The organism is Anoxybacillus kestanbolensis (genome assembly GCF_001996285.1).
Classification (GTDB): domain Bacteria; phylum Bacillota; class Bacilli; order Bacillales; family Anoxybacillaceae; genus Anoxybacillus; species Anoxybacillus kestanbolensis_A.
Genome location: NZ_MQAD01000001.1, coordinates 194,330 through 217,498 on the forward strand (window position 1 = coordinate 194,330; position 23,169 = coordinate 217,498).

At 39.3% G+C, this 23,169-nt stretch carries 25 protein-coding genes, 14 tRNA genes, 1 rRNA gene and 1 pseudogene; 5 read left to right on the forward strand and 36 right to left on the reverse strand.

Annotated features, from left to right (window positions below; all coding sequences use genetic code 11):
- Positions 1-69 precede the first annotated feature (69 nt).
- Together BO219_RS01020 and BO219_RS01025 are read left to right on the forward strand one after the other, a co-directional pair.
- The gene (locus BO219_RS01020) at positions 70-498 is read left to right on the forward strand and encodes a disulfide formation protein C (RefSeq protein WP_077427874.1); all 429 of its coding nucleotides are present in this window, start codon (positions 70-72) and stop codon (positions 496-498) included.
- Positions 495-959: a thioredoxin family protein gene (locus tag BO219_RS01025; RefSeq protein ID WP_006319172.1), complete on the forward strand. Its 465-nt coding sequence runs from the start codon at positions 495-497 to the stop codon at positions 957-959. The genes BO219_RS01020 and BO219_RS01025 overlap by 4 nt, the downstream gene beginning before the upstream one ends.
- 24 nt (positions 960-983) lie before the next feature.
- Here BO219_RS01025 and BO219_RS01030 read toward each other — a convergent pair whose 3' ends face one another.
- Positions 984-1,385 (reverse strand): YhcU family protein, encoded by a 402-nt coding sequence (locus tag BO219_RS01030; RefSeq protein ID WP_012575867.1) that lies wholly within the window; start codon positions 1,383-1,385, stop codon positions 984-986.
- A gap of 96 nt (positions 1,386-1,481) precedes the next feature.
- Here BO219_RS01030 and BO219_RS01035 point away from each other — a divergent pair, with 96 nt between their 5' ends.
- A complete protein-coding gene (locus BO219_RS01035) occupies positions 1,482-2,393 on the forward strand; it encodes an RluA family pseudouridine synthase (RefSeq protein WP_077427876.1) in 912 nt (303 codons plus the stop codon).
- On the opposite strand, the gene BO219_RS01040 is transcribed toward BO219_RS01035, so the two are convergent.
- The 14 genes from BO219_RS01040 to queG all read right to left on the reverse strand — a co-directional run bounded on the left by BO219_RS01040 (position 2,388) and on the right by queG (position 14,698).
- Positions 2,388-3,725, reverse strand: coding sequence for a hemolysin family protein (locus BO219_RS01040; RefSeq protein WP_077427904.1), 1,338 nt, complete (start codon positions 3,723-3,725; stop codon positions 2,388-2,390). The two genes, BO219_RS01035 and BO219_RS01040, sit on opposite strands and share 6 nt — an antisense overlap.
- A 46-nt stretch (positions 3,726-3,771) precedes the next feature.
- Positions 3,772-4,458 (reverse strand): zinc metallopeptidase, encoded by a 687-nt coding sequence (locus BO219_RS01045; protein ID WP_077427878.1) that lies wholly within the window; start codon positions 4,456-4,458, stop codon positions 3,772-3,774.
- Positions 4,459-4,612: 154 nt separating this feature from the next.
- Positions 4,613-5,746, reverse strand: a complete 1,134-nt coding sequence (locus tag BO219_RS01050; RefSeq protein ID WP_077427880.1) for an MBL fold metallo-hydrolase — start codon at positions 5,744-5,746, stop codon at positions 4,613-4,615.
- A gap of 53 nt (positions 5,747-5,799) precedes the next feature.
- Positions 5,800-6,027: a glutaredoxin family protein gene (locus BO219_RS01055; RefSeq protein WP_077427882.1), complete on the reverse strand. Its 228-nt coding sequence runs from the start codon at positions 6,025-6,027 to the stop codon at positions 5,800-5,802.
- Positions 6,028-6,109: 82 nt separating this feature from the next.
- A complete protein-coding gene (locus BO219_RS01060; RefSeq protein ID WP_077427884.1) occupies positions 6,110-6,886 on the reverse strand; it encodes a sulfite exporter TauE/SafE family protein in 777 nt (258 codons plus the stop codon).
- A gap of 48 nt (positions 6,887-6,934) precedes the next feature.
- On the reverse strand, positions 6,935-7,162 hold the full coding sequence (locus BO219_RS01065) for a sulfurtransferase TusA family protein (RefSeq protein ID WP_006319187.1): 228 nt from the start codon (positions 7,160-7,162) through the stop codon (positions 6,935-6,937).
- A gap of 11 nt (positions 7,163-7,173) precedes the next feature.
- On the reverse strand, positions 7,174-7,569 hold the full coding sequence (locus BO219_RS01070) for a DsrE/DsrF/DrsH-like family protein (protein WP_006319188.1): 396 nt from the start codon (positions 7,567-7,569) through the stop codon (positions 7,174-7,176).
- On the reverse strand, positions 7,566-8,147 hold the full coding sequence (locus tag BO219_RS01075; RefSeq protein WP_077427886.1) for a sulfurtransferase TusA family protein: 582 nt from the start codon (positions 8,145-8,147) through the stop codon (positions 7,566-7,568). The genes BO219_RS01070 and BO219_RS01075 overlap by 4 nt, the downstream gene beginning before the upstream one ends.
- A gap of 11 nt (positions 8,148-8,158) precedes the next feature.
- Complete coding sequence (locus BO219_RS01080; protein ID WP_035048092.1) at positions 8,159-8,458, reverse strand: rhodanese-like domain-containing protein; 300 nt, start codon at positions 8,456-8,458, stop codon at positions 8,159-8,161.
- 144 nt (positions 8,459-8,602) lie between these two features.
- On the reverse strand, positions 8,603-9,763 hold the full coding sequence (gene yhbH / locus BO219_RS01085) for a sporulation protein YhbH (protein WP_035019780.1): 1,161 nt from the start codon (positions 9,761-9,763) through the stop codon (positions 8,603-8,605).
- A 221-nt stretch (positions 9,764-9,984) separates the two neighbouring features.
- Positions 9,985-11,880 carry a PrkA family serine protein kinase gene (locus BO219_RS01090; RefSeq protein WP_077427888.1) on the reverse strand — a complete coding sequence of 632 codons (1,896 nt, stop codon included), beginning with the start codon at positions 11,878-11,880 and terminating at the stop codon, positions 9,985-9,987.
- A 281-nt stretch (positions 11,881-12,161) separates the two neighbouring features.
- Positions 12,162-12,635 (reverse strand): tRNA (uridine(34)/cytosine(34)/5-carboxymethylaminomethyluridine(34)-2'-O)-methyltransferase TrmL, encoded by a 474-nt coding sequence (gene trmL / locus BO219_RS01095; protein ID WP_041638913.1) that lies wholly within the window; start codon positions 12,633-12,635, stop codon positions 12,162-12,164.
- Between the two features lie 11 nt (positions 12,636-12,646).
- Positions 12,647-13,504: an amidase domain-containing protein gene (locus BO219_RS01100; RefSeq protein WP_077427890.1), complete on the reverse strand. Its 858-nt coding sequence runs from the start codon at positions 13,502-13,504 to the stop codon at positions 12,647-12,649.
- A 57-nt stretch (positions 13,505-13,561) separates the two neighbouring features.
- A complete protein-coding gene (gene queG / locus BO219_RS01105) occupies positions 13,562-14,698 on the reverse strand; it encodes a tRNA epoxyqueuosine(34) reductase QueG (RefSeq protein WP_077427892.1) in 1,137 nt (378 codons plus the stop codon).
- Between the two features lie 61 nt (positions 14,699-14,759).
- Here queG and BO219_RS01110 point away from each other — a divergent pair, with 61 nt between their 5' ends.
- Positions 14,760-15,422, forward strand: a complete 663-nt coding sequence (locus tag BO219_RS01110; RefSeq protein WP_198936607.1) for a B3/B4 domain-containing protein — start codon at positions 14,760-14,762, stop codon at positions 15,420-15,422.
- Between the two features lie 80 nt (positions 15,423-15,502).
- On the opposite strand, the gene BO219_RS01115 is transcribed toward BO219_RS01110, so the two are convergent.
- Positions 15,503-15,576 (reverse strand) — tRNA-Gly (locus tag BO219_RS01115).
- A 408-nt stretch (positions 15,577-15,984) separates the two neighbouring features.
- Here BO219_RS01115 and BO219_RS01120 point away from each other — a divergent pair.
- Positions 15,985-16,365: pseudogene (locus tag BO219_RS01120) on the forward strand (helix-turn-helix domain-containing protein); the annotation flags it as partial.
- Positions 16,366-16,433: 68 nt separating this feature from the next.
- Here the strand turns inward: BO219_RS01120 and BO219_RS14380 are convergent.
- The 20 genes from BO219_RS14380 to rrf all read right to left on the reverse strand — a co-directional run bounded on the left by BO219_RS14380 (position 16,434) and on the right by rrf (position 23,165).
- Positions 16,434-16,913 carry a tyrosine-type recombinase/integrase gene (locus BO219_RS14380; RefSeq protein ID WP_226373732.1) on the reverse strand — a complete coding sequence of 160 codons (480 nt, stop codon included), beginning with the start codon at positions 16,911-16,913 and terminating at the stop codon, positions 16,434-16,436.
- Between the two features lie 811 nt (positions 16,914-17,724).
- On the reverse strand, positions 17,725-18,954 hold the full coding sequence (locus BO219_RS01135; RefSeq protein ID WP_077427898.1) for an MFS transporter: 1,230 nt from the start codon (positions 18,952-18,954) through the stop codon (positions 17,725-17,727).
- 343 nt (positions 18,955-19,297) lie between these two features.
- A complete protein-coding gene (locus BO219_RS01140; protein WP_035067856.1) occupies positions 19,298-19,633 on the reverse strand; it encodes a DUF3147 family protein in 336 nt (111 codons plus the stop codon).
- Positions 19,621-20,046: a MarR family winged helix-turn-helix transcriptional regulator gene (locus tag BO219_RS01145; protein ID WP_064214044.1), complete on the reverse strand. Its 426-nt coding sequence runs from the start codon at positions 20,044-20,046 to the stop codon at positions 19,621-19,623. Before BO219_RS01145 ends, BO219_RS01140 begins: the two co-directional genes overlap by 13 nt.
- 270 nt (positions 20,047-20,316) lie before the next feature.
- Positions 20,317-21,180, reverse strand: a complete 864-nt coding sequence (locus BO219_RS01150) for an aminoglycoside phosphotransferase family protein (protein WP_064214045.1) — start codon at positions 21,178-21,180, stop codon at positions 20,317-20,319.
- Between the two features lie 288 nt (positions 21,181-21,468).
- The gene (locus BO219_RS14715) at positions 21,469-21,798 is read right to left on the reverse strand and encodes a hypothetical protein (protein ID WP_375153706.1); all 330 of its coding nucleotides are present in this window, start codon (positions 21,796-21,798) and stop codon (positions 21,469-21,471) included.
- Positions 21,799-21,842: 44 nt separating this feature from the next.
- Positions 21,843-21,926 (reverse strand) — tRNA-Leu (locus BO219_RS01160).
- Positions 21,927-21,977: 51 nt separating this feature from the next.
- Positions 21,978-22,063: transfer RNA gene (locus BO219_RS01165), tRNA-Leu, on the reverse strand.
- Between the two features lie 11 nt (positions 22,064-22,074).
- Positions 22,075-22,148, reverse strand: a tRNA-Cys gene (locus BO219_RS01170).
- An 11-nt stretch (positions 22,149-22,159) separates the two neighbouring features.
- A tRNA-Gly gene (locus tag BO219_RS01175) sits at positions 22,160-22,231 on the reverse strand.
- 5 nt (positions 22,232-22,236) lie between these two features.
- Positions 22,237-22,311 (reverse strand) — tRNA-Gln (locus BO219_RS01180).
- A gap of 17 nt (positions 22,312-22,328) precedes the next feature.
- A tRNA-His gene (locus BO219_RS01185) sits at positions 22,329-22,404 on the reverse strand.
- Positions 22,405-22,412: 8 nt separating this feature from the next.
- A tRNA-Trp gene (locus tag BO219_RS01190) sits at positions 22,413-22,486 on the reverse strand.
- A 4-nt stretch (positions 22,487-22,490) separates the two neighbouring features.
- Positions 22,491-22,575: transfer RNA gene (locus BO219_RS01195), tRNA-Tyr, on the reverse strand.
- A gap of 5 nt (positions 22,576-22,580) precedes the next feature.
- Positions 22,581-22,656, reverse strand: a tRNA-Thr gene (locus BO219_RS01200).
- 39 nt (positions 22,657-22,695) lie between these two features.
- Positions 22,696-22,771, reverse strand: a tRNA-Phe gene (locus BO219_RS01205).
- Between the two features lie 5 nt (positions 22,772-22,776).
- Positions 22,777-22,852: transfer RNA gene (locus tag BO219_RS01210), tRNA-Asp, on the reverse strand.
- A gap of 5 nt (positions 22,853-22,857) precedes the next feature.
- Positions 22,858-22,934 (reverse strand) — tRNA-Met (locus BO219_RS01215).
- A gap of 28 nt (positions 22,935-22,962) precedes the next feature.
- Positions 22,963-23,038: transfer RNA gene (locus tag BO219_RS01220), tRNA-Val, on the reverse strand.
- A gap of 10 nt (positions 23,039-23,048) precedes the next feature.
- Positions 23,049-23,165, reverse strand: a 5S ribosomal RNA gene (rrf, locus tag BO219_RS01225).
- Between the last annotated feature and the right edge of the window lie 4 nt (positions 23,166-23,169).

Here is a 23,169-nt window from a genome sequence, read left to right on the forward strand (position 1 = left end):
GTCGCAATTTACATTATTTCTTTTGATGTACTATAATGAACAAAGAGTAAAAAATAAGAAGGTGGAATCATGGCGCAGAAAGAAAATCATTTATTAACTGCGTGGAGCGTTGCGCTAATCGCTACACTTGGCAGCCTTTATTTTTCCGAAATAATGAAGTTTATTCCATGTGAACTTTGCTGGTATCAGCGCATTTTTATGTATCCGCAAGTATTTTTACTTGGCATGGCTTTTGTGCGCAAAGATTTTAAAATCGCCCGTTATACACTAATGTTATCTATTATCGGTGGCACGATTTCTTCTTATCATTATCTCATTCAAAAAATAACATTTTTCCGTGATACAGCTCCATCGTGCGGCATTGTACCATGTACAGGACAGTACATCAACTGGTTCGGATTTATTACCATTCCGTTTTTAGCACTTATTGCTTTTATTTTCATTAGCATCATAAGCTATCGTCTTATAAAAATGGAGAAAGAAGGGAAAGACGAATGAAAAAATTGCTTATTTTCGGTGGGATCATTATCATTTTATTCGGGGCGCTCGCTTGGATTACGTCTTATACGCAAAAACAAAAAGCAGAAGGAAATCCATTCGGAAAAGAAGAGTTGCACCCAGCGACGATCGATCTTCTCGATGACCCGAACTATCAAAACATTATTTTACCTAACGAATTAAGAGAAGCATTAAACAAGAAAGAAACGATAACCGTTTACTTTTACAGTTCCACATGTGAATTTTGTAAAAAAACGACACCAATCGTTGCTCCACTCGCGCAGAAGATGGGCATTGACTTAAAACAATTTAACCTGCTTGAATTTGAAGAAGGTTGGGATGAGTATCATATCGAGGCAACACCGACCATTGTTCACTTTAAAAATGGACAAGAAGTCGCGCGTATTGAAGGATATTACGAGGAAGACGTATTTCGAAAATGGTTTGAACAAATGGAATAAAAAGCCTTCATCACGAAGGCTTTTTTACATCACCCAAGCATGAATAGGCTTCATATACATGCTTACATACTCATCTCTTTGATGCAAAAAATGTTCAAGAGTGAGTGGAAAACTAATACCATGCTGTTCTAGCTGCTCAATATTTCGCTGAAATAGCTGTTCATAATGAGCGGAACGATGATGGAACGAAACAAACTCAATGATGGCTTGTAGTGATTGCAATGCAGAAATAATCGTAAATGCCTCTTTCAACGTTCCGTCATATGTGGACGCTTCAAATTGTAATACACCGAGCGATTGAAACGTTTCAATTTCATCGTCTGTAAAATATTTTGGAAAAATACATGTATAAAACTGTTCAATAAGCGAATGAATATATTGCTTTTGTTCTTCCGTAGCAACGTAAACGGTTTTCAATTGCCTCACCTTTTTTCCATTTCATTTCCTAATGTATAACGAAATTGTAACATATCAACGCACTTTATGGTGTTGGTAATTTATTGTACAGAAAGAGTGAGACGAATGAATGTGCAAAAGAAAGGAAACTGGCTTCTGTTTGAAGCGCCAAAATCATGGAGCGGTTTATCGCTCGAACAAGCATTCCAAACGAAATGGTTCGTTCCTAAAAAAATGTTACACGAATGGCGAATGACAAAAGGTGTAGCCATCAACGACAACATCGTTCCTTTTCATACAATCATTTCACCGAACGATCGCATTCGTGTTCGTATAAAAGAAGAACAAATCGAACCAACTCCGACATACGCACCGCTTCATATTGTATTTGAAGACGATCATGTGCTCGTCGTTAACAAACGAGCGCATATAGACGTCCATCCGACGCAACCGAGTCAAACAAATACGTTAGCAAACGCTGTAGCCTTCCACTTTCAATGTGAAGGCATTTATAGTAAAGTTCGTCATATTCATCGGCTCGATCGCGATACAAGCGGCGTTATTTTATTCGCCAAGCATGCACTTGCCGGGGCTATTCTGGATCAATATTTAGCGAAACGAACGATTCATCGCACATATATTGCACTTGTTCACGGATATGTCAAACAAAAAAAGGGAACGATCGAAGCACCGATCGGCCGTGATCGCCATCATCCAACAAGACGCCGCGTATCAAAAACAGGAGATACAGCTATCACGCACTATGAACGTCTCCAATATGATAAACAAAAGCACGTATCACTTGTTCGTCTCACGCTTGATACAGGACGAACGCACCAAATTCGTGTCCACATGAGCTATATTGGCCATCCATTAGTTGGTGATACGTTATATGGAGGAAAACCGTGGATCGATCGACAAGCGTTACATGCGTTCTCTTTATCGTTCCTACATCCGTTTACTGGGGAGCGTATCACTTGTTCCGCTTTGCCTGATGAAACCATTTTCGGTCACATAAAAAGAGGCACGTTATTATAACGCTGCCTCTTCATTCATATCTGTCACTACATCTACGTTATGGGGAAGACGTGTCACTTCAATTTTTTTCACATGATGACCGTCCAATTGCAAGACTTTAAAAACGTAACCACCAAACTCAATTTGCTCTCCAGGGCGAATGTTATAGCGCTCTGTTAACATCCATCCACCAATCGTGTCGACGTCTGTGTCGTCAATTTCTAAGCCGAATAAATCGTTAATTTCACTAATAAGCACTTTTCCATCGACGATCGCACGATTGTCATCGATCATTTGAATAAGCGGGGTTTCATCAGTATCAAATTCGTCTCGAATTTCCCCTACAATTTCTTCCAAAATATCTTCAACGGTCACTAAACCAGATGTACCCCCATATTCATCAACTAAAATGGCCATATGAATACGTTCTTTTTGCATTTGCACAAGCAAATCTTGAATCGGGATCGTTTCAATCACTTGAATAATTGGACGAATATAATCACGCAGCTGTTTGCGTTCGTGACAATTCGCAACGAGGTCCGTAAACAACTCTTTTACGTTTACTAATCCGAGAATATGATCTTTATCGCCATCAATGACAGGATAACGTGTATACTTTTCTTCACGAATGGTTTGCAACACGTGATCCATGGAGTCATTCACATCTAATGCAATAATTTCTTTGCGCGGAACCATAATTTCCTTTGCGACACGATCGTCAAAGCGGAAAATGTTATTGACGTATTTATATTCCGTGTGGTTAATTTCCCCGCTCTTATAACTCGCTGATAAAAGCAGGCGCAATTCCTCTTCGGAATGTGCTAATTCTTTTTCATTCGACAATTGAAAACCAAATAAACGGACGACTAAACGCGCAGACCCATTTAACAACCAAATGAACGGATACATGACGCGATAAAATAACATGAGCGGACGCGCTGTCCACAATGTAATCGCCTCTGCCTTTTGAATAGCGATCGTCTTCGGTGCTAATTCACCAACAACGACATGAATGAACGTAATCGTTGCAAATGCGACAATAAATGATGCACCATGTGCAAATGATGAAGATACGTTCCACTGATCAAAAAGTGGGCGAAGTGCTCGTTCTACCGTCGGTTCCCCAAGCCAACCGAGCCCGAGTGATGTCATTGTAATTCCTAATTGATTTGCAGATAAATACTCATCTAAATGAGTGATGACATGTTTGGCTGCTACTGCTTTTTTGTTTCCTTCCTCCATGAGTTGATCGATGCGCGATGGGCGCACTTTTACAATCGCAAATTCTGAAGCGACAAAAAAACCGGTCAAGGCAATAAGAAAAACAATCATCCATAAACTAAATATGTCCAACGAACATCCGCACGCATGAATGCGTGCGGATGTCACCTCCTATTGATTAATCTTCATCGTTTCCTTGTACAAAAATAAGCACATACTTAATTAATTCTAACACCGAAATAAGCGCTGCAGCAACATATGTTAACGCTGCGGCGTTTAATACTTTATTTACCCCACGCTCTTCTTCGTTGCGAATAATGCCTTCCGCAATCATAAAGTCTTTGGCGCGTGAGCTTGCATTAAACTCAACTGGCAATGTAATAACTTGGAATGCAACGGCAAACGAGAATAAAATGATCCCTAATCCAATCAATGAAAACTGTTGCATTAAAAAGCCACCAAGAAGAAGGAACGGCGCAATGCCAGATGTAAAATTCACAAGCGGAAACATACGATGACGTAAAACGAGCGCACCATACGCTTGTTGATGTTGCACCGCATGGCCAACTTCATGGGCAGCTACAGACACAGCCGCGATTGAACGTCCGTAGTAAACCGGCTCTGATAAACGAACCGCACGTGCAATCGGATCATAATGATCTGTCAACGTACCAGGAACGAGCTCAACTGGCACATCGTATAGTCCGTTGCGATCTAAAATGAGACGCGCCACTTCTGCACCTGTCAAACCAGACGAAGCAGGTACGTCTGACCACTTGCTGAAGTTTCCTTTTACTTTAAATTGCGCCCAAATCGATACCCCGAAGGCGATTAAAATTAAAAAATCCATTGGATGAAAAAACATACAATCATCCCTCCGTTACTTTATATTTTAATGGAAAGTGAATGAAAATGAAAGAGAATGCCTTCACATACATTACATACGACTATTGTGTCCAAAAAGTTTCACAACATCGAAAAAAAACCTCGCAAATCGCGAGGTTAAATCAAATTCCTTTTTAATGCGTATGGTGAACAGCACAACGGTTTGGACCGATTTCAAGTTCTTGTTGTTGCTCTTGTGTAGCATCTTTTACGCCGCGGTTAATAGCAATAATGTCTTCAAAGTTTGGCGGTGTTTCAGAAGATGCCGATTGTGCCACATGTTCCACAAATTCTTCTTCTGTTTTTCCTTGCATAATTTCATTCATTTGACGAATGTTTCCTAACGTATTGCCAATATATCCTTGCTCATTCACTTCTTGATCGAAGTTTGCATAGTGTGCAGGCAGGACAATGACATCATCTGCAATTTGTGCGACTTTGTTATATACTGTGTCGTATAAGTCTTTTGCCCACTCACGTGCTTTTCCGCCTAAGTCTGGTCGCCCGAGACCGCTAACGAAAATTGTATCGCCAGAGAACAACAATTTATTATTTACGAAAAACGATACACTACCTGGTGTATGGCCTGGTGTTTTAATCGCTAACACTTCTAAGCTTACTTTTTCAAATTCGATGCGATCGTGGTTTTCTAACGGTTCAAATTCAAATACTGCCCCTTCACTCTTCATTAAATAATACGTCGCACCTGTTTGTTTCGCTAATTCATATCCACCAGAAATATGGTCCGCGTGTAAATGCGAATCAACGATATGTGTAATCGCTACGTTTTCTTTTTGCGCCACTTCTTTATACACATCAATAAAGCGAGATGGATCGACGATTAGCGCTTCTTTTCCTGATACGACCATGTAAGAAAGACAACCTTTACCGACACGAATAAATTGATATACTTTTATGTCGTTATCTTGGTAAACAACAACTGGATATAAATATTCGCTCCAAGCTTTCATGCCGCCTTTTAAATAAAACACTTCTAATCCTTTTTCAGCAAGCATGTCAGCGACCATCATCGAAGAACCTTCTTTAGCACAAACGACGACGATTTTTTTATCTTTCGGTAAACGCTCTAACACAGGCTCCACACCATCAATGAGTTCAAAATAAGGAACGTTTAAATATTCAATATGTTCTCCTTCGATTTTCCAGTCAGCAAAATCAGATTCGTTGCGAACGTCAAATAAGAAAAATGGTTCTTTGTTTACAATCATCTCATTTATTTGCTGTGCCGTTAATGCATGTACTGCCATATACTCTCCACCTCTCCTTTATACCTTATAGGGTATTTTTATAGATAAAAAAATTATTGTTGTAACAATTGCATAATGCGTTGCGGATCAAATCCAATCACCCAACGTCCATTAATTTCAGTTTGTGGCACACCCATTTGTCCAGTTGAGCGAACAACATAATCAATAGCCTCAGGATGTTGATGCAAATTCACTTCTTTAAATGGGATGCCGCGTTCAGCTAAAAAGTTTTTCAATAATGTACAATATGGACATGTTGTTGTCGTATATACTGTAATCATATGATTATTCCTCCTTTATGTCTCGGTATTCCATATACCCCTATACGTATTATAACATAAAGGATGAACTTTTCAACAACTTTTACAAAATATCCAACCAAATTTTTATTGCTGTTGCTACAATAAGCGCAGCTAAAATAAACTGCAATACTTTTGTATTTACTTTTTTTCCGACATTCGCTCCGATCGGAGAAGCAATTAAACTGGCAACAACCATAATAAACGCCGTCCAAAAGTCAAATTGACCTGTTGTAATTTTCCCTACAGTTGCTCCAATGGATGAAATAAACGTAATCGCTAATGATGTAGCGATCGTCATACGCGTTGGAATTTTTAATACAACAAGCATAATTGGTACAAGAATAAATGCCCCTGCGGCACCAACAATACCAGCGCTCACTCCGACAGCGAATGCTAACGCTGTTGCAAACCATTTATTAAATGAGACTTGATCAAGCGGAATGTCATCAATTCCTTTTTTCGGAACAAACATCATCATCGCAGCAATCGTCGCTAACACCGCATAAACGATGTTAATGCCACCTTCGCTCATTAATTTCGAACCATAACCACCAATAAAACTACCGATTAAAATGCTCGTTCCCATATAAATAATTAACGTTTTATTTAAATATCCACCTTTACGGTACGCCCAAACGCCTCCAATCGTCGCAAACAGTACTTGAATGGCGCTAATTCCTGATACTTCATGGGCGCTAAACGCCACGTAACCGAGCAATGGTGGGATGTAAAGCAACATCGGATATTTAATAATCGATCCGCCAATTCCAACCATCCCTGAAATAAACGAACCGATAAATCCAATTAAAAAAATTGTAATAATAAAACCGATGGCCATGCTTATTCACTCCTTATATGAAGCATCGGGACATATGCCCGATGCTTATTACGCTTTCCGAATCCAAAATTTTAGTACGTCTCCTTCTTCGACCATATCGATCATTTCATGACCAGCTGACTTTGCCCATGCAGATAAGTCGTTTTTAGCCCCTTTATCCGTTACATGAATTTCCAAAACTTGACCAGATTGTAATGTGTCCATTCCTTTTTTCGTGCGAACGATTGGCATTGGACATGCAAGACCCTTTGCATCAACGAGAAGATCTGCTTTCATGTTCTTCCTCCTTAGAATGTTAACGTGATGTCAGCATCTTTCGCAAAATCGAGGAATGTCACTGCCCCACCTACATCAATGCCGTCGACAAAATGTTCTTTTGTTAGCCCCATAACATCCATTGTCATTTGGCAAGCAATAAACTTCACACCCATTTCTTGTGCCATGCTTACAAGTTCTGGGATAGATGGCACGTTTGCTTGGGCAAATCCTTGTTGAATTTGTTCTTTTCCTTCTGGAAGTGGCAATTGTTTATACGCTTCTTTATGAATTAAATTTAATCCTTCGAATGTAAAGAAAATGGCTACCTCTGCTTCTGTTGCTGCTGCTGCTGTTGCAATGTTAAATACTTTATATGCGTCAAATAAACCACCATTTGCTGCAATAATAGCTACACGTTTTTTCATTGTTCATTTCCCCCTTTAGTAATTGTTCCTTTCCATTGTGTCATACCTGGAATAACGTTAAATACATGTGTAAATCCTTTTTCAGCGAGTTGCTGTGCAGCCAAATCACTACGATTACCTGTTCGACAAATCACATAAATCGTTTCATCTTTATTTAATTCATTTAATCGCTCTTCTAATTGTCCGAGCGGGATATGATATGCTCCTGGAATATGACCAAACGCATATTCCGCTTCCTCGCGCACATCTAAAATAAATAGTTGTTCGTTGTTTTCTACTTTCTTTTGTAAGTCCTCTAAAGCAATAACGTGAGGATATGTTGTTTCTTCTCTTACTTCTGTAGGATTTGCTTTACGAAGATAATGTTTCAGTACATCACCTTCCTCAATCGTGCCGATATATTGATGCCCTGTGTTTTTGGCCCAACCTTGAATATCCGCAAGTGACCCTTTATCTGTCGCTTGCACTTCAAGCACTTGACCAGGCTGTAGCTGTTCCATCGCCTTTTTCGTGCGAACAATCGGCATCGGACACGTGAGCCCCTTTGCATCAACCACAAGATCGACATGAATCGTCATTCCATTCCCCCCTATCGTTCAATTTCACCCGTCCATTCAAGCATACCGCCTGTCATATTTACAACGCGGTATCCGTAACTTTCTAACAGTTGACAAGCCATACCGCTTCGATTTCCTGAACGGCAAACAAGAATATGCTCTTCGTTTTTATCAATTTCATTCATCCGCTCAAGCAGTTGACCGAGCGGAATATGACGAGCCCCTGGGATTTTTCCTTGAGCTACTTCCTCATCTTCGCGCACATCAATAATACTTAGCGCACGCCCTTCTTTTAATTGTTGTTCGACTTCTTGTGGAAGTATGTGTTTCATTTCGCCCACCTCTCTATACTCATAAGGGTATTTTTAATCTCAAAAAATAATTTATTACCATTACCTCTATGAGTATATTACAAAAACCCCCACCCGTTTGTCAACTGTTTTTCTCCAAAAAAAAACCTTGCTTGACACAAGGATTTAAACGAGTGTTTTCAATTCTTCTTTCCGGAAAAACGTCCTCATTGCCTGTAACACATCCGACTTTTGCTTTAAAATGTAGTAGCGAAATTTTTCATCTTTAATATGTTTATATGCTGACATGAGAGTCGAGTGGCGATTGTACTGATTCACTTCCCCGTATCCGAACATATTTGAAACTTTCATTAACTCTTGCACAAGCTTGACACAGCGGGCGTTATCGGACGTTAAATTATCGCCATCGGAAAAATGGAACGGATAAATATTGTATTTTGTCGGCGAGTATTTTGTTTCGATTACTTCAAGTGCCTTTCGATACGCTGATGAACATATCGTCCCGCCACTTTCCCCTTTTGTAAAAAATTCTTCTTCCGTTACAATTTTCGCTTCAGTATGATGCGCGATAAAAACAATATCGACCGTTTCGTATTTCGTCCGTAAAAATCGCGTCATCCAAAAGAAGAAGCTTCTAGCCATATACTTTTCCCATACGCCCATTGATCCGCTCGTGTCCATCATTGCGATGACAACCGCTTTCGAATCCGGCTTAATGACTTCATTCCACGTTTTAAACTTTAAATCTTCGGGATAAATTGGATAAAAACTCGGATTGCCACTTAATGCATTTCGTTTAAACGCAGCCATCATTGTTTTTTTCTTGTCGATGTTCCCCATCAATCCCGTTCGGCGAATATCGTTAAACTCAATATGTTGCACAACATGATCAGCGTGTTGTTTTTTCTTTAAGTCTGGAAGTTCTAATTGACTGAATAACGCTTCTTCAAGTTCCATTAGAGATACTTCTGCTTCATAATAATCTTGCCCTGCCAAATCACCTGCTCCTTGCCCTTTTCCGGGTCCTTTTTGACCGTCACCAGAACCGTCGCGCGCAATAACATCACCAACTTGACTGTCCCCATCGCCTTGGCCGACATGTTTATTTTTATCATAGTTGTAACGAATTTTATATTCATCTAACGAACGAATCGGTATTTTAATGACGTCGCGACCGTTGGACATAATGATACTTTCTTCTGTAATTAAGTCACCGAGATTATTTTTAATTGCCTCTTTCACTTTTTCTTCGTGCCGTTTTTGATCATCGTGGCCTTTTCGATGGAGGGACCAATCTTCCTTTGACACAATGAAGTTTCTACTCATTTTTTTCCCCTCCTACATATGAAATAATCATGCACAAATTCTTTTTCCTCGCATACACTATGTTGGCTAATAAAAAATCATAAATGAATGGTTGGTTACTTTATCCTATGCGACGACCGAAAAAAATTGACAAATGATTTCGAAAATTGTTCAAATCCCTTTCTGAAGGACAAGCCTGTTTTATACGATGATAAAACAAAGCATGCCAAGTGCGGCATGCTTTATCGGTTTAACAAACTTCCGACATAACGAAGCAACTCATTTGCTGAAGTGGAGTTATAACCATACTCATCAATTAACCGCGCAACAACTTCATTAATCTTCTTTAGTTGCTGTTCATCAGGTGTTTTTGTAGATGTTGTAATTTTCACGATATCTTTTAAATCAGCGAACAACTTTTTCTGAATGGCTTCGCGCAATCGCTCGTGTGAATTGTAATCAAATCGCTGACCTTTTCGTGCGTACGCAGAAATACGAATTAAAATTTCTTCACGAAATGCTTTTTTCGCATTCTCCGAAATGCCAATTTGCTCTTCAATCGAACGCATCAGTTTTTCATCTGGATTCATTTCTTCTCCTGTGAGCGGGTCCCGAATTTTCGCTTTGTTACAATACGCTTCTACATTATCTAAATAGTTATCCATTAACGTTTTTGCTGATTCTTCATACGAATAAACGAACGCTTTTTGTACTTCACGTTTTGCAATTTCATCGTATTCTTTTCTTGCAATCGAAATGAAATTTAAATAACGTTCCCGATCTTCTTTTGAAATAGACGGATGATGCTCTAGCCCTTCTTTTAATGCTCGCAATACATCTAATGCATTAATGGACGGCACTTCTTTTCGAATGATACAAGACGAAATACGATTAATAACATAACGTGGATCAATACCACTCATTCCTTCGTCTGGATATTCTTTTTTCAGCTCTTCGACATCCACTTCATTAAATCCTTCGATTAACTCTCCATCATATAAACGCATTTTTTTCACAAGGTCGATATCACCGCGCTTCGGCTCTTTCAATCGCGTTAAAATGGTAAACATCGCAGCAACTCGTAGCGTATGCGGGGCAATATGCACATCTGCCACATCGCTTTCACGAATCATTTTTTCATAAATACGCTCTTCTTCCGACACTTTTAAGTTGTATGGAACGGGCATGACGATAATACGCGAATGAAGCGCCTCATTTTTCTTATTAGCAATAAACGAACGATACTCTGTTTCATTCGTATGAGCAACAATCAATTCATCAGCACTAATAAGCGCAAAACGTCCCGCTTTAAAATTTCCTTCTTGCGTCAAGGAAAGTAAATGCCATAAAAATTTTTCATCACATTTCAGCATCTCTTGAAATTCCATAATGCCTCGATTCGCTTTGTTTAACTCCCCATCAAAGCGATATGCGCGCGGATCTGATTCCGATCCATATTGAGCAATCGTCGAAAAATCGATACTTCCTGTTAAATCAGCAATATCTTGCGACTTCGGGTCGGATGGGCTGAACGTCCCAATCCCAACACGTTTATCTTCCGAGAAAAAGATGCGTTCGACCATTACATCCTCAATGCGTCCACCATATTCCTTTTCAAGTCTCATCATATTTAACGGCGACAAGTTTCCTTCAATACGAATACCGTACTCTTTATAAAACTCATCACGCAAATGATGCGGAATTAAATGGAGCGGGTCTTCATGCATCGGACACCCTTTAATGGCATATACAGCACCGCGATCGGTATATGAGTAAGCTTCAAGCCCTCGCTTTAGCATCGTCACAAGTGTTGATTTTCCTCCGCTTACCGGCCCCATCAACAACAAAATACGCTTTCGAACATCTAATCGCTTAGCAGCTGGATGAAAATATTCTTCCACAAGCCGCTCTAGCGCTTCCTCAAGCCCGAACAATTGCCCGCTAAAAAAGTTGTATTTTTTCTTTCCGTCTACTTCTTCTATGCCCGCATCTTTGATCATATTGTAAACGCGAGAATGAGCAGACTGAGCTACCCATGGCTTTTCTTTTACAATTTCCAAATACTCCGCGAACGTCCCTTCCCACTTTAATTTTTGTTCTTCTTCTCTATATTTTTGTATTTTTTTCAAAATGTCCATACACGGACCTCCTCCACCTTTGATGTCTAGCGTCATGATTAATACCATATGTATGCAAGGATGTCCGTAATCATTCGTGAAAGTATGACTTTCATCTTGGTATACAATTAAGCTATAATGAAAGCGCGGACATTTTCTTGTCACTTCATAAGGGAGGAGATTTCGTATGAAAACGCTTCTTGTGCTTGGCGTCATTTTCGCCTTCTTAGCTGCTATTTTTACAGCAGGATATAACGATAAGCCAGAAGTAAAAAATTAAGCGACTTTCATTTGAAAGTCGCTTAAAATACATTCGGGAAGTTTTGTTGTCTTAACGCCTCATATACGAGAATGGCTGCGGTATTCGATAAGTTAAGCGAACGAACATATTCGTTCATCGGAATGCGCAAACAACGTTCCATATTGTTTTCAATTAAGTCTTTTGGTAATCCGCTCGTCTCACGACCGAAAACGAAAAAGTAATCTTTCGTTTGATCACTATAATCAAATGACGTGTAATATGTTTTTCCAAACTTCGTAATAAAGAAAAATTCTCCCTCTTTATATTTATCAAAAAGCTCCTGCAATGAATCGTAATAATGCACATCAACGTAGTCCCAATAATCTAATCCGGCACGTTTTAACATTTTGTCGTCCGTCGAAAATCCGAGTGGACGGATTAAATGTAACGATGTGCCTGTTGCCGCGCACGTACGCGCGATATTTCCTGTATTTGCCGGAATTTCTGGTTGATATAAAACGACATGTAAAGCCACATTCTTCACTCCTATATTCGATCAATAATATGAAAAAACTTATATTGAATATTCGGCGTATAAGCGGTTGAATCCTCGTATGACCAATAACGCATACGGCTGTTGGACGTATGAGCGTTTACAAGCGGCATCCCTTGTTTATCTTTCGCGACAACGATCGTCGTATGATCGAATCGTCCGTCCCCTTGAAAATCATAACAAATGACATCACCGGGAGACAACTGTTCCGGCGATTTTTTTTCGACCGCTTGAATGCCTGTTTTCGATCCGCTTAAATACCAGCGAAACGCGTTCGCGACTGTCCACGTATAACTCCAATCGTTTTTCCTCATCCACCATCCTTTTGTTTTATTGGGATAGCCCATCATCGGAATGCCCCCCGCATGCAAGCATTGTGAAATAAAATTTGTACAATCTACAGAGAATTTTTGGAACGCTGGATTATAATCATTCCACCATATTTCAGCATATCGTACTGCGGCTAGTCGATCATACGTATAGCGAACGCGTTCATCGTCATCTCGTTCTTGTGTTTTTTCTATTTGTCCCGCCTCAACATGTGGCAAAACAAGACGATCATCTACAAGTTCATTTTTCTCAAATGTTGCTTCACGCACCTCTTGTTGTTCCTCCACATACAACCACCCATTTTGCGAAATAACAAAACGAAAATGAACGATATAGCGCACAAATGTGTGTAGCCCGATATGTTTTTTTTCGATGATCGCTCCTTTTCCTTCACATTTCACAAGTTTCGCATTCCGCTTCGCCAACAGCTTTCGTTTTCTTTCCACTTCTTCGTCTATCACATCGCTAACAAAAAAATGACGAATGCGTTCATCGAGAAGATCGTGTAGTCGTTTTCTCATCCCGTTCACCACTTTTTCGTTTTTTAATACGTTATGTCAGAGATGAAAGAAAAACAACTACACATTTTCAAGCATCGCTAACGCTTTTTCAATTTCACGAATGACATCTTCATCTTGTTCCCGCTCTTTTGCTTTCTTTAACATTGGTACTACTTCATAATTTCCGATTTTTCCAAGCGCCCACGCCGCTGTTCCACGAATGACTGGACGCGAATCTTTTTGAAGCAATATCAATAAATCATCGATAGCACTTTCATCTTTATAATGAGCCAATGCAATAATAGCATTTCGTTGAATCGGTTTTTTTCCACGCCATGCTCCAGATAGATGTCCAAACGTTTCTTTAAACTGGCGATTCGTCATATGAAGAAGCGGTTTTAATAAAGGTTTCACCACTTCTGGATCCGGCTCCATCTCCGGATGTAGATGAAAGTCTTTTCCTTTATTTTTCGGACAAACAAGCTGGCACGTATCACATCCATACAATCGGTTTCCTAGTTTATCGCGAAACTCATCAGGAATAAACGTTTTCGTTTGCGTTAAAAAAGCGATACATCGTTTCGCATTCAACTGTCCCCCTTGCACAAGTGCGCCTGTCGGACAAGCATCGATGCAGCGCGTGCACGTCCCGCATTGATCTTCAATTGGCTCATCCGGAGGAAACGGGATATTTGTAATCATTTCTCCTAAATATACGTACGATCCAAACTCTGGCGTAATAATTGAGCAGTTTTTCCCACTCCACCCGATACCTGCACGCTCGGCTACCGCCCGATCCGATAACTCCCCGGTATCGACCATCGATTTTACTTTTGCATCTGGTACACGGGTGAGAATAAATTGCTCTAGCTTTTGCAGCCGCTCGCGTAAAATGATGTGATAATCTTGGCCCCAAGATGCGCGACAAAAAATGCCTCGACGTTCTTTTTTTGTACTTCGTGGAGCGTTTTTCAATTTTGATGGGTAGGCAAGGGCGATCGCAATAATAGAACGTGCTTCTGGAAGCAATAAAGACGGATTCGTCCGCTTTTCAATGTCAGGCTCTTCAAATCCCGATTCATACCCGAGTTGTTGTTGTTGACGCAATCGCTCTTTTAGTTCAAAAAACGGATCCGCATGAGCAAAACCAATTTTATCAATACCGATCGTTCGGCTATACTGAATGATTTCTTCTTTTAGCGCTTCAACGTCCATCCCTGAATCCCTCCTTTCTTCGTTGTTTATGTTACAATGTAAAGAAAAAGGAGTGAACGATATGTTAACCATTTGTGACACAATAAAACAGCGCATATCCCATTTTAAAATCGGTGTCCTTACATACGATCAAATCGTCGTCGGTCCGTCCCCCAACATGTTGAAAGGGAAACTTCGACAATTTCAAGAGTTGCTATATTTTGATATGGAACAAACTCCGTTAGCTGAATGGCCAGAAGTAAAAGAATGGCGGTCTGTATTTAAACAAATTGGCACAGATCCGAGCCGATATCGTCCTTCATCGGAAAGTTTGCTTCGTCGCGTACAGAAGCAAAGTTTTATTCCATCCATTCACTCAGCTGCTGATGTGAATAACTTTTTTTCCTTATATTATAAACTTCCTATCGGCATTTATGATCGTAACAATCTACACGGAGACATTGTTGTCACAATCGGCACTGAAGCAGACGAATACATCGGCATCAATGATCGTACAACAAATTTTGAGAAGAAACTTGTCACAAAGGATGCACAAGGTGCGTTTGGTAGCCCGATCGTCGATTCAAAACGAACGATGGTTACAGACAAAACGACACATGCGATTCAAATCGTATATTTTCTCCCATCATTCACAACAACAACATGCGAGCAAATACTACAAGCAATGAAAAAGATGTTTATTCAAATTCATGGTGGTCATGCATATACACAACTTATATTATAACAAGCACGGGGCAGGCGAAATAAAAAAACGCAATGCCCCGTTCATCTTCGAAACGAAACACTGCGTTGTCCCCGTATGTATGGAGCGGGTGATGGGAATCGAACCCACGACATCAGCTTGGAAGGCTGAGGTTTTACCACTAAACTACACCCGCACGCTTCAATCCAGTATACCTACAATCCATTTACCACGCCCGACCATGCCTCTTCCTCTACTCGCATACTCAACGAAGATGGATGCGTCGAGGCAACTCGCCGCTTTCTCGACGATGCACCGCTCGTGGCTGAGGTTTTACCACTAAACTACACCCGCACATGCAGAAAAAGTAGAAATTTGTCGAATAAAATATAAAAATAAAAAACAGGTATCCCTGTTTCGTAATTACGTTTTACATTATATCGACTCCTCCTAGGCAAGTCAATACCTTTTTTCAAAAACATATCATTCGTTTTACGAACGTTTTTGGGGAAATAAGCTATTTATATAAATTGAAATAAAGGTTTTCTTCCGTTCCACGGTGAATAAATAAAAAAAGAAAATAGGGGAACGGAAAGAAGATACGATGCCGAATCACAAAGACGAGATCGAAAAGTTGTCCACTGCCATGAAAGAAGCAAAAAGTAAACGAGCATATGAACGCTACCAAGCGATTTATCTTCATTTGCAGGGATACGCAAAAGAAGAAATCGCAACGATTACCGGTCGATCCAAAAAAACCGTTTATAACTATATCCATGCCTACACTCAGCGAGGTCTTGACGGACTAGAGATGAAATATTCACCCAGTGCTCCACGTCGATTGACCCCTGAACAAGAAAAAGAGCTGGCTTGGATCATTGAACATCAGCTCCCCGTAGATGTTGGATTCGGAGCGAAATATAACTGGACGCTTGCGATAATCGCTGAACTCATTCAACAAAAGTGGGGACCCACGTACACGCTTCTTCGAATGCGGATGACTTTTTGTTCCCAAATGATATCCATTGTTTTTATACTTACTAATTCATTTACTCAAACTCCCGTTTCCAACAGCAACATCATAATCATATAATCCCTTAAACCTACAAACGTATGAAGGTCGCATGCTTTAAATAACGCCTTTATCTGCTGGTTGTCAAACGTTTCTACAATCCTTTTTCTATCCCTCAGCAATTTGATGTCTTTCATCGGATTGCTTTTTATGAGATTTCGCCCTTCTAAAAAGTTAAAAAACGCTCTCATTGCTCTCAAACGGGAATTGATACTGACTGTCTTGAGACCTTTTTCTTTCATGTACATAATGACATTTCGCTTAATGGTTTCTCCTTTCCACTCACTTACACGCAACTCAATTTCTTGCTCTTTTAGCAGTTTTACAAATGCATTTAGCTCACTGCGGTAATATTTAATCGTATGTTCTCTTAAATTCCTCAATTCGCAATCCTCAATAAATATCTCTAGCAATTCATCAAAAGTGTATTCAATTTCTGTGTTGCCATCAGATATTAGCAACAGTTCCTCTCGACTCAGTTCACCTCTCCTTCTTCTCTTGCTATTTCTCTGCAATGTTCCCTAATTTCTCACTTCCAACTCACCTCACCGAACACGATTAGTCGCACACGATTTTTCTTACTCGAATCGTATTCGGTAAAAATAAAGAAAGGGTTCCCACATTCGTGAGAACCCTTGTCCCTAAAGCCTTTTCCCTATTTTCGATGCCGATGGTGGGAGTCGAACCCACACGGGGGGCTGCCCCACACGATTTTGAGTCGATTATGAAACCGTGCATCCCTCTCAATCAAAGCAAACCCATATGCAACAAGGGGTACTTTCATTTTCTCATTTTCTGGTCCATTATTACCGAATACGACTCGAACCTTCGTGCTGTTTGCAGGTATTATATAAATTATCTCATTTTTGGTCAATAATTTTTTCTTGCCTTTTTCTGCATTATTAAGATTCATAAATTTTTCTGCACTGAGATAATTAACTAAAAGATTTTGAAGTACAAAATCTCAAATATCAACATAAAACACCCATCATTTCATTGACCATTTAGCATAAGATTGAACACACACTAAGCAAAGACGCTTGGATAATTTTTTAAAAACCAAACGTTTTCTTTTTGTCACTCAACTATCGCCAACCGTTCGTAAAATTAATGGAATGTTCAACTATGTTACATAACCTTATTAAAATACTGGAAAGAGAAATTTTCAAGATAGACCTCCATGCCGTGTTGGACACCAGCAAATGATGAAAATACAAATTTTCGGGGATAGTTTAACAAGAATTATAAAATTTAAATTAAACATAATCCTCTTTATAATGCTTTTGCTTTATCAGTTTCAAGGTATATACCTTTTCTTTGAAGTTGTAAATGAACAAAGCCAAATATTGAAGAAAATATTAGCAATCCCCCTGATAAAATGTATACAAGACGAACTCCTATGAGGTCTGTTAATGCTCCAATACCAATTATAGAAAAAATAAAGATAAATTGTACTAATGATGATTTAGCAGCAAGTATTTTTGTCAATGTCTTTTCGTCTGTGCTATTTTGAAACATTGTTTCTTGTGCCAAATCTCTTATTTGATATGCAGGACCCATTAATAGTACCAACAATAATGCGAGATAAGGATTAGTTACAAAACCATAAGCAAATGTTAGTAATCCAAATATTACAGAACCAGTTAACATAAATACCGTTAAACGTCCTTGCATAAGTTTTGAAAGCCTATAAACCATAAAGCCACCTAAAATTGTACCCAAATAGTATCCGCCGTTAATATAACCCCACCATACTTCGCCTTTACCAAGAGCTTCTTTTACAAATGTTAATGTTACAGCTCCTATCCAAATTGTCCCGACCCAAGCCTCCATTAAATCCATTATAATAATAATACGTAGACCCTTATGTTGAAAAAGATACTTCCATCCAGTTGTTAAACGACTAATTAGTCCTTCTTGTGATTTTATGTTAGAAGTATTGTTTACTTTCACGAATAATAAACAGACTATTGATAATAAAACTAAACAAAACGTAATTAAGAGTATTGTTTGTTTTCCAAACAGAGCCAACAATAACCCACCGAATGTCCATCCACCAAATAAAAATGTTTGGTCAACACTTGCTATTAGACTATTAGCCTTCACCCTTAAATTTTCATTTACGATTGTTTTAACTATCGAGCTTTTGATAGGGGAGAAAAAACCGTTAAAAAAAGATATAAACGCCAACAAAATAAATATCAAAATTAAAATAGTCGGATTCAATTCTTGCAAAAAAAGCAGCAATAATCCTAAAAGTAAAACCAATTGAGTCAATTGGGAGAATATCAACAAATTTGATAACTTAAATCGGTCGGATATTGCCGGTAATAATATGCCACTTATCATACGGGAAATTACACTTATCAAAGTAACAGTAGCAGATAATGTCGTAGAGCCAGTTTCATTATATAAATGCATTACTACTGCCATTGTATAAAGAGCAAAACCAAGATTAGTTGAAGTCTGGCTAACTAAAAGAGCGTAAAAAGAACGGGTCAAAATAGCTCCCCCTTTAAATAATGAATATTAAAAATACTAAATAGCATTTTTAAAATTATGAAAACAAAATAAATTTTGACACAAGGATAGTTGTTTTAACTTTGTTATACTTTAAAACGAAAGTTATTTTATGTTTCTTGATAGCTATACTGAAGGAGGTTACAAATTATGAAGTTTAAAACAGTATTACGAAATATGACACAAGCAGTTTTTGCCAACCATGAAGCGAGTTTCACCACAGATAGTGGAAGTTAATTCATTTTTCCATAGGAGACCTCCATGCCAAGTTGCATCACCAGCAAAGGATAAAAAATACTAATTTTCAGGATAGTTTAATTTCATTTTATATGTTCTTAAATACAATATTCTGCATGGCTAAAAATACTCCCCAACCACCTAATCCTAATCCAATCGATAAAATTAATGAAAATGAAGCCTTTAAGGAAAAAGCCACAATTAATAATAAAAAGGCGGTTGCTGGAAATCCCCATAAAACACCAAATACAAATTTACTTAAATTTTGTGTTTGTTCTCCCTGAAAATAAAGCCAAAATAAACTCAATAAACTGACCAATGGTAATGCTGCTATAATTCCTCCAAAGGTCGGATATCTCTTTGCCACTTCTGTTACAATTCCAATTATTATTGCTGATACTATTATTTTTACTAACGTAAACATTTTTTTGCCCCCTCATTAAGAATAGAAAAAGCCTTTTGTATTATCTCTAAATCAGATGTACGAAGATTTTCTAAAACTTTCCTTAATTTATCTTTATCCAATCGAGTATGTCGATACAACACGTTCCTTCCTTCTTCAGTTAAAGTTACAAAAACTTTTCTTTCATCTATGCTACTTCTTCGTTTAGTAACAAGCCCTTTTTTTATTAGTCTTTTTGTATGTTCAGAAGCAGTATTATGGGATACATTTAAATGTTTGGCTAAATCTCCTATGGTTGTTTCTTTGTTTTTTTCAATATGTTGCAACAAACGAATGGCTTGATGAGTAATATTATCGTCGTGAACATAATGTAATAGGTAATAGATGTCCGTCCATTGCTCGTTGATAGTCTCAATCATATTATCCAATTGCATAAGGTTACCTCCTTTCTGTATTTATATCTTAATATAAGATATATTCTTATTACAAGATAAATAATAAAAGTTTATCAAAACCTTCTAACGCGAATTTAATCCTTCTTCAACTATCGTTTCCCGCTAATCAATCATGAAGCGAGCTTCACCACAGGTGATGAAAAAATTTTATTCTTCCATGGGAGACAACCATTCGGCATCTATACGGCACCATCAGAAGGATGAAAATACTAATTTTCAGGATAGCTGAGTAAGCAATAAAAACTAAAATCATGTGTCTTTGATTATGTTCTTCCAGTAGTTCCAAGCTTTTAGATAGTCCTCTAAATCATTTGGATGATGTCTAATACATGTTGCTAATCTGAGATATAAACCAATAAGCACTTCTTCATATAATAGTTGTTCACTTTTGTTCCCTTTAATTATCAAATGACTTGCTGCTGAATTTATCGTTTCTTTAGTTAAATCATCTGGTGAAGAACAAAACGCATAGATTAAATCATAAAGGGGTTCTCCAAAAACAGGAGTTGGATCAATCACCCCACATAACTGTCCCTCATTAAAAATAAAATTATGTACACCACAATCCCCATGTAATAAAAATGGTTCTCTGTTAAAACTATTTCTATTTGGACTTTTCACAAGTTCAAGTACAAAATTTAAATCATCTTTTTCTAAGTGTGAATCTAAAATCTTATTTGCTTCAATAACCCTATTCAAAAGAAAACCTTGCCACGAATCTGTTGGTTCATTTGCCCATCCCCAGCCAACGGAATGAGGAACGGTCTTATAATTATTTATAAGGCGTTGCACAAGCGCCTTAAGTATTTCCTTTTTATTTTTTCTAACATAGTTTGTAGAACCAGAAATGAATGAATAAACTATGTAATTATATGATTGCCCAACATACAGAAGTTTAGGTAATAGATTTACGTCCTTATAAAAATCAAGAAAATATGCCTCTGATTCAAGAACTTGCGGTTCATTCAACTTAACGACATATTTGGCGTTATCACTGTTACCAAGAAGGTATAAATTACTTATAGTTCCTCCGTTTAACTGTTTATACTCAATGGTATTTGAATGAATGATTTTTTTATTGACTAATTCTTTAATTATCTCTTGAATGTCCATAATTTCTCCGCCTTCCATCAAATAATGCTGTAAATGTCAAAATAAGAATGCACAATTTTGATTGTATAGTGATGTACAAAAATGATTTTATGGATAATTATGTTATTAAGTGGTGGATAGTAATAACTTGACATGGAGCCTCTACGGGCATGACTTACGAGCCAAGAAGCCAGCAATATCAATAGCTGGCTCCGCCTAACAAGGCTATCATGCCCGCCTCTCCATGTAAAGTTGCCCTAAGGCAATGAGAGAAACTATATAGCTTTAAACAATCATTTTTGTACATAGTTAAATTAGCATTTCCAATTTTATAAATGCGTTTAACTCGCTGCGATAATATTTAATCGTATGTTCCCTTAAATTCCTCAATTCGCAATCCTCAATAAATATCTCTAACAATTCCTCAAATGTGTATTCAATTTCTCCAATGTCGTCAGATATTAACAACAACTCTTCACGACTCAGCTCTCCTCTTCTTCCTCTCTTGCTCTTTCTCTGCAATTCTCTCTCATTTTCCATTCTTCCCACTTTCCATTTCACCTCACCGAACACGATTGTACGCACACGATTTTCTTTTCTCGAATCGTATTCGGTAAATAAAAAAACAAGGGATTTCACTTACGTGAAACCCCTTGTCCCTAAAGCCTTTCCCCTATTTTCGATGCCGATGGTGGGAGTCGAACCCACACGGGGGCTACCCCACACGATTTTGAGTCGTGCGCGTCTGCCAGTTCCGCCACATCGGCATAAAACAATTGAATTGTATCATGCTATCTTATTTTGTCAAGCCTTTTCAGTGCCGAGAGCCGGACTCGAACCGGCACGGTAGTCACCTACCGCAGGATTTTAAGTCCTGTGCGTCTGCCAATTCCGCCACCCCGGCGCATAAAAAAATGGAGGCGGCAACCGGATTCGAACCGGTGGTAAAGGTTTTGCAGACCTCTGCCTTACCACTTGGCTATGCCGCCGTGAAACAAAGAGCGGAAGACGGGACTCGAACCCGCGACCCCCACCTTGGCAAGGTGGTGTTCTACCACTGAACTACTTCCGCATATATGGCTGGGGTAGCTGGATTCGAACCAACGCATCACGGAGTCAAAGTCCGTTGCCTTACCGCTTGGCTATACCCCAATGTTTTAAAACGGATATGGGGCGACTAGTGGGAATCGAACCCACGAATGCCAGAGCCACAATCTGGTGCGTTAACCACTTCGCCATAGCCGCCATGTTTTTGGCAGGGGCAGTAGGAATCGAACCCACACCGGAGGTTTTGGAGACCTCTGTTCTACCATTAAACTATGCCCCTAAGATGGTGGAGGGGGACGGATTCGAACCGCCGAACCCAAAGGGAGCGGATTTACAGTCCGCCGCGTTTAGCCACTTCGCTACCCCTCCGCAGATGGTGCCGGCTGCAGGACTTGAACCCGCAACCTACTGATTACAAGTCAGTTGCTCTACCAATTGAGCTAAGCCGGCACATTATATATATTTATACGAAGCCGACATGATTCAAAATGGTGGCTCGGGACGGAATCGAACCGCCGACACAAGGATTTTCAGTCCTTTGCTCTACCGACTGAGCTACCGAGCCGTACATGGCGGTCCCGACGGGACTCGAACCCGCGATCTCCTGCGTGACAGGCAGGCATGTTAACCACTACACTACGGGACCAACTTTGGTTGCGGGGGCAGGATTTGAACCTGCGACCTTCGGGTTATGAGCCCGACGAGCTACCTGGCTGCTCCACCCCGCGATGATAAAAGTAAACCAATGTTCATATATGGTGGAGGATGACGGGATCGAACCGCCGACCCCTTGCTTGTAAGGCAAGTGCTCTCCCAGCTGAGCTAATCCTCCATTTCATCTTGCCCGGCAACGTCCTACTCTTGCAGGCGGTGTCCCGCCAACTACCATCGGCGCTGGAGAGCTTAACTTCCGTGTTCGGGATGGGAACGGGTGTGACCTCTCCGCCATCGTCACCGAGCAAT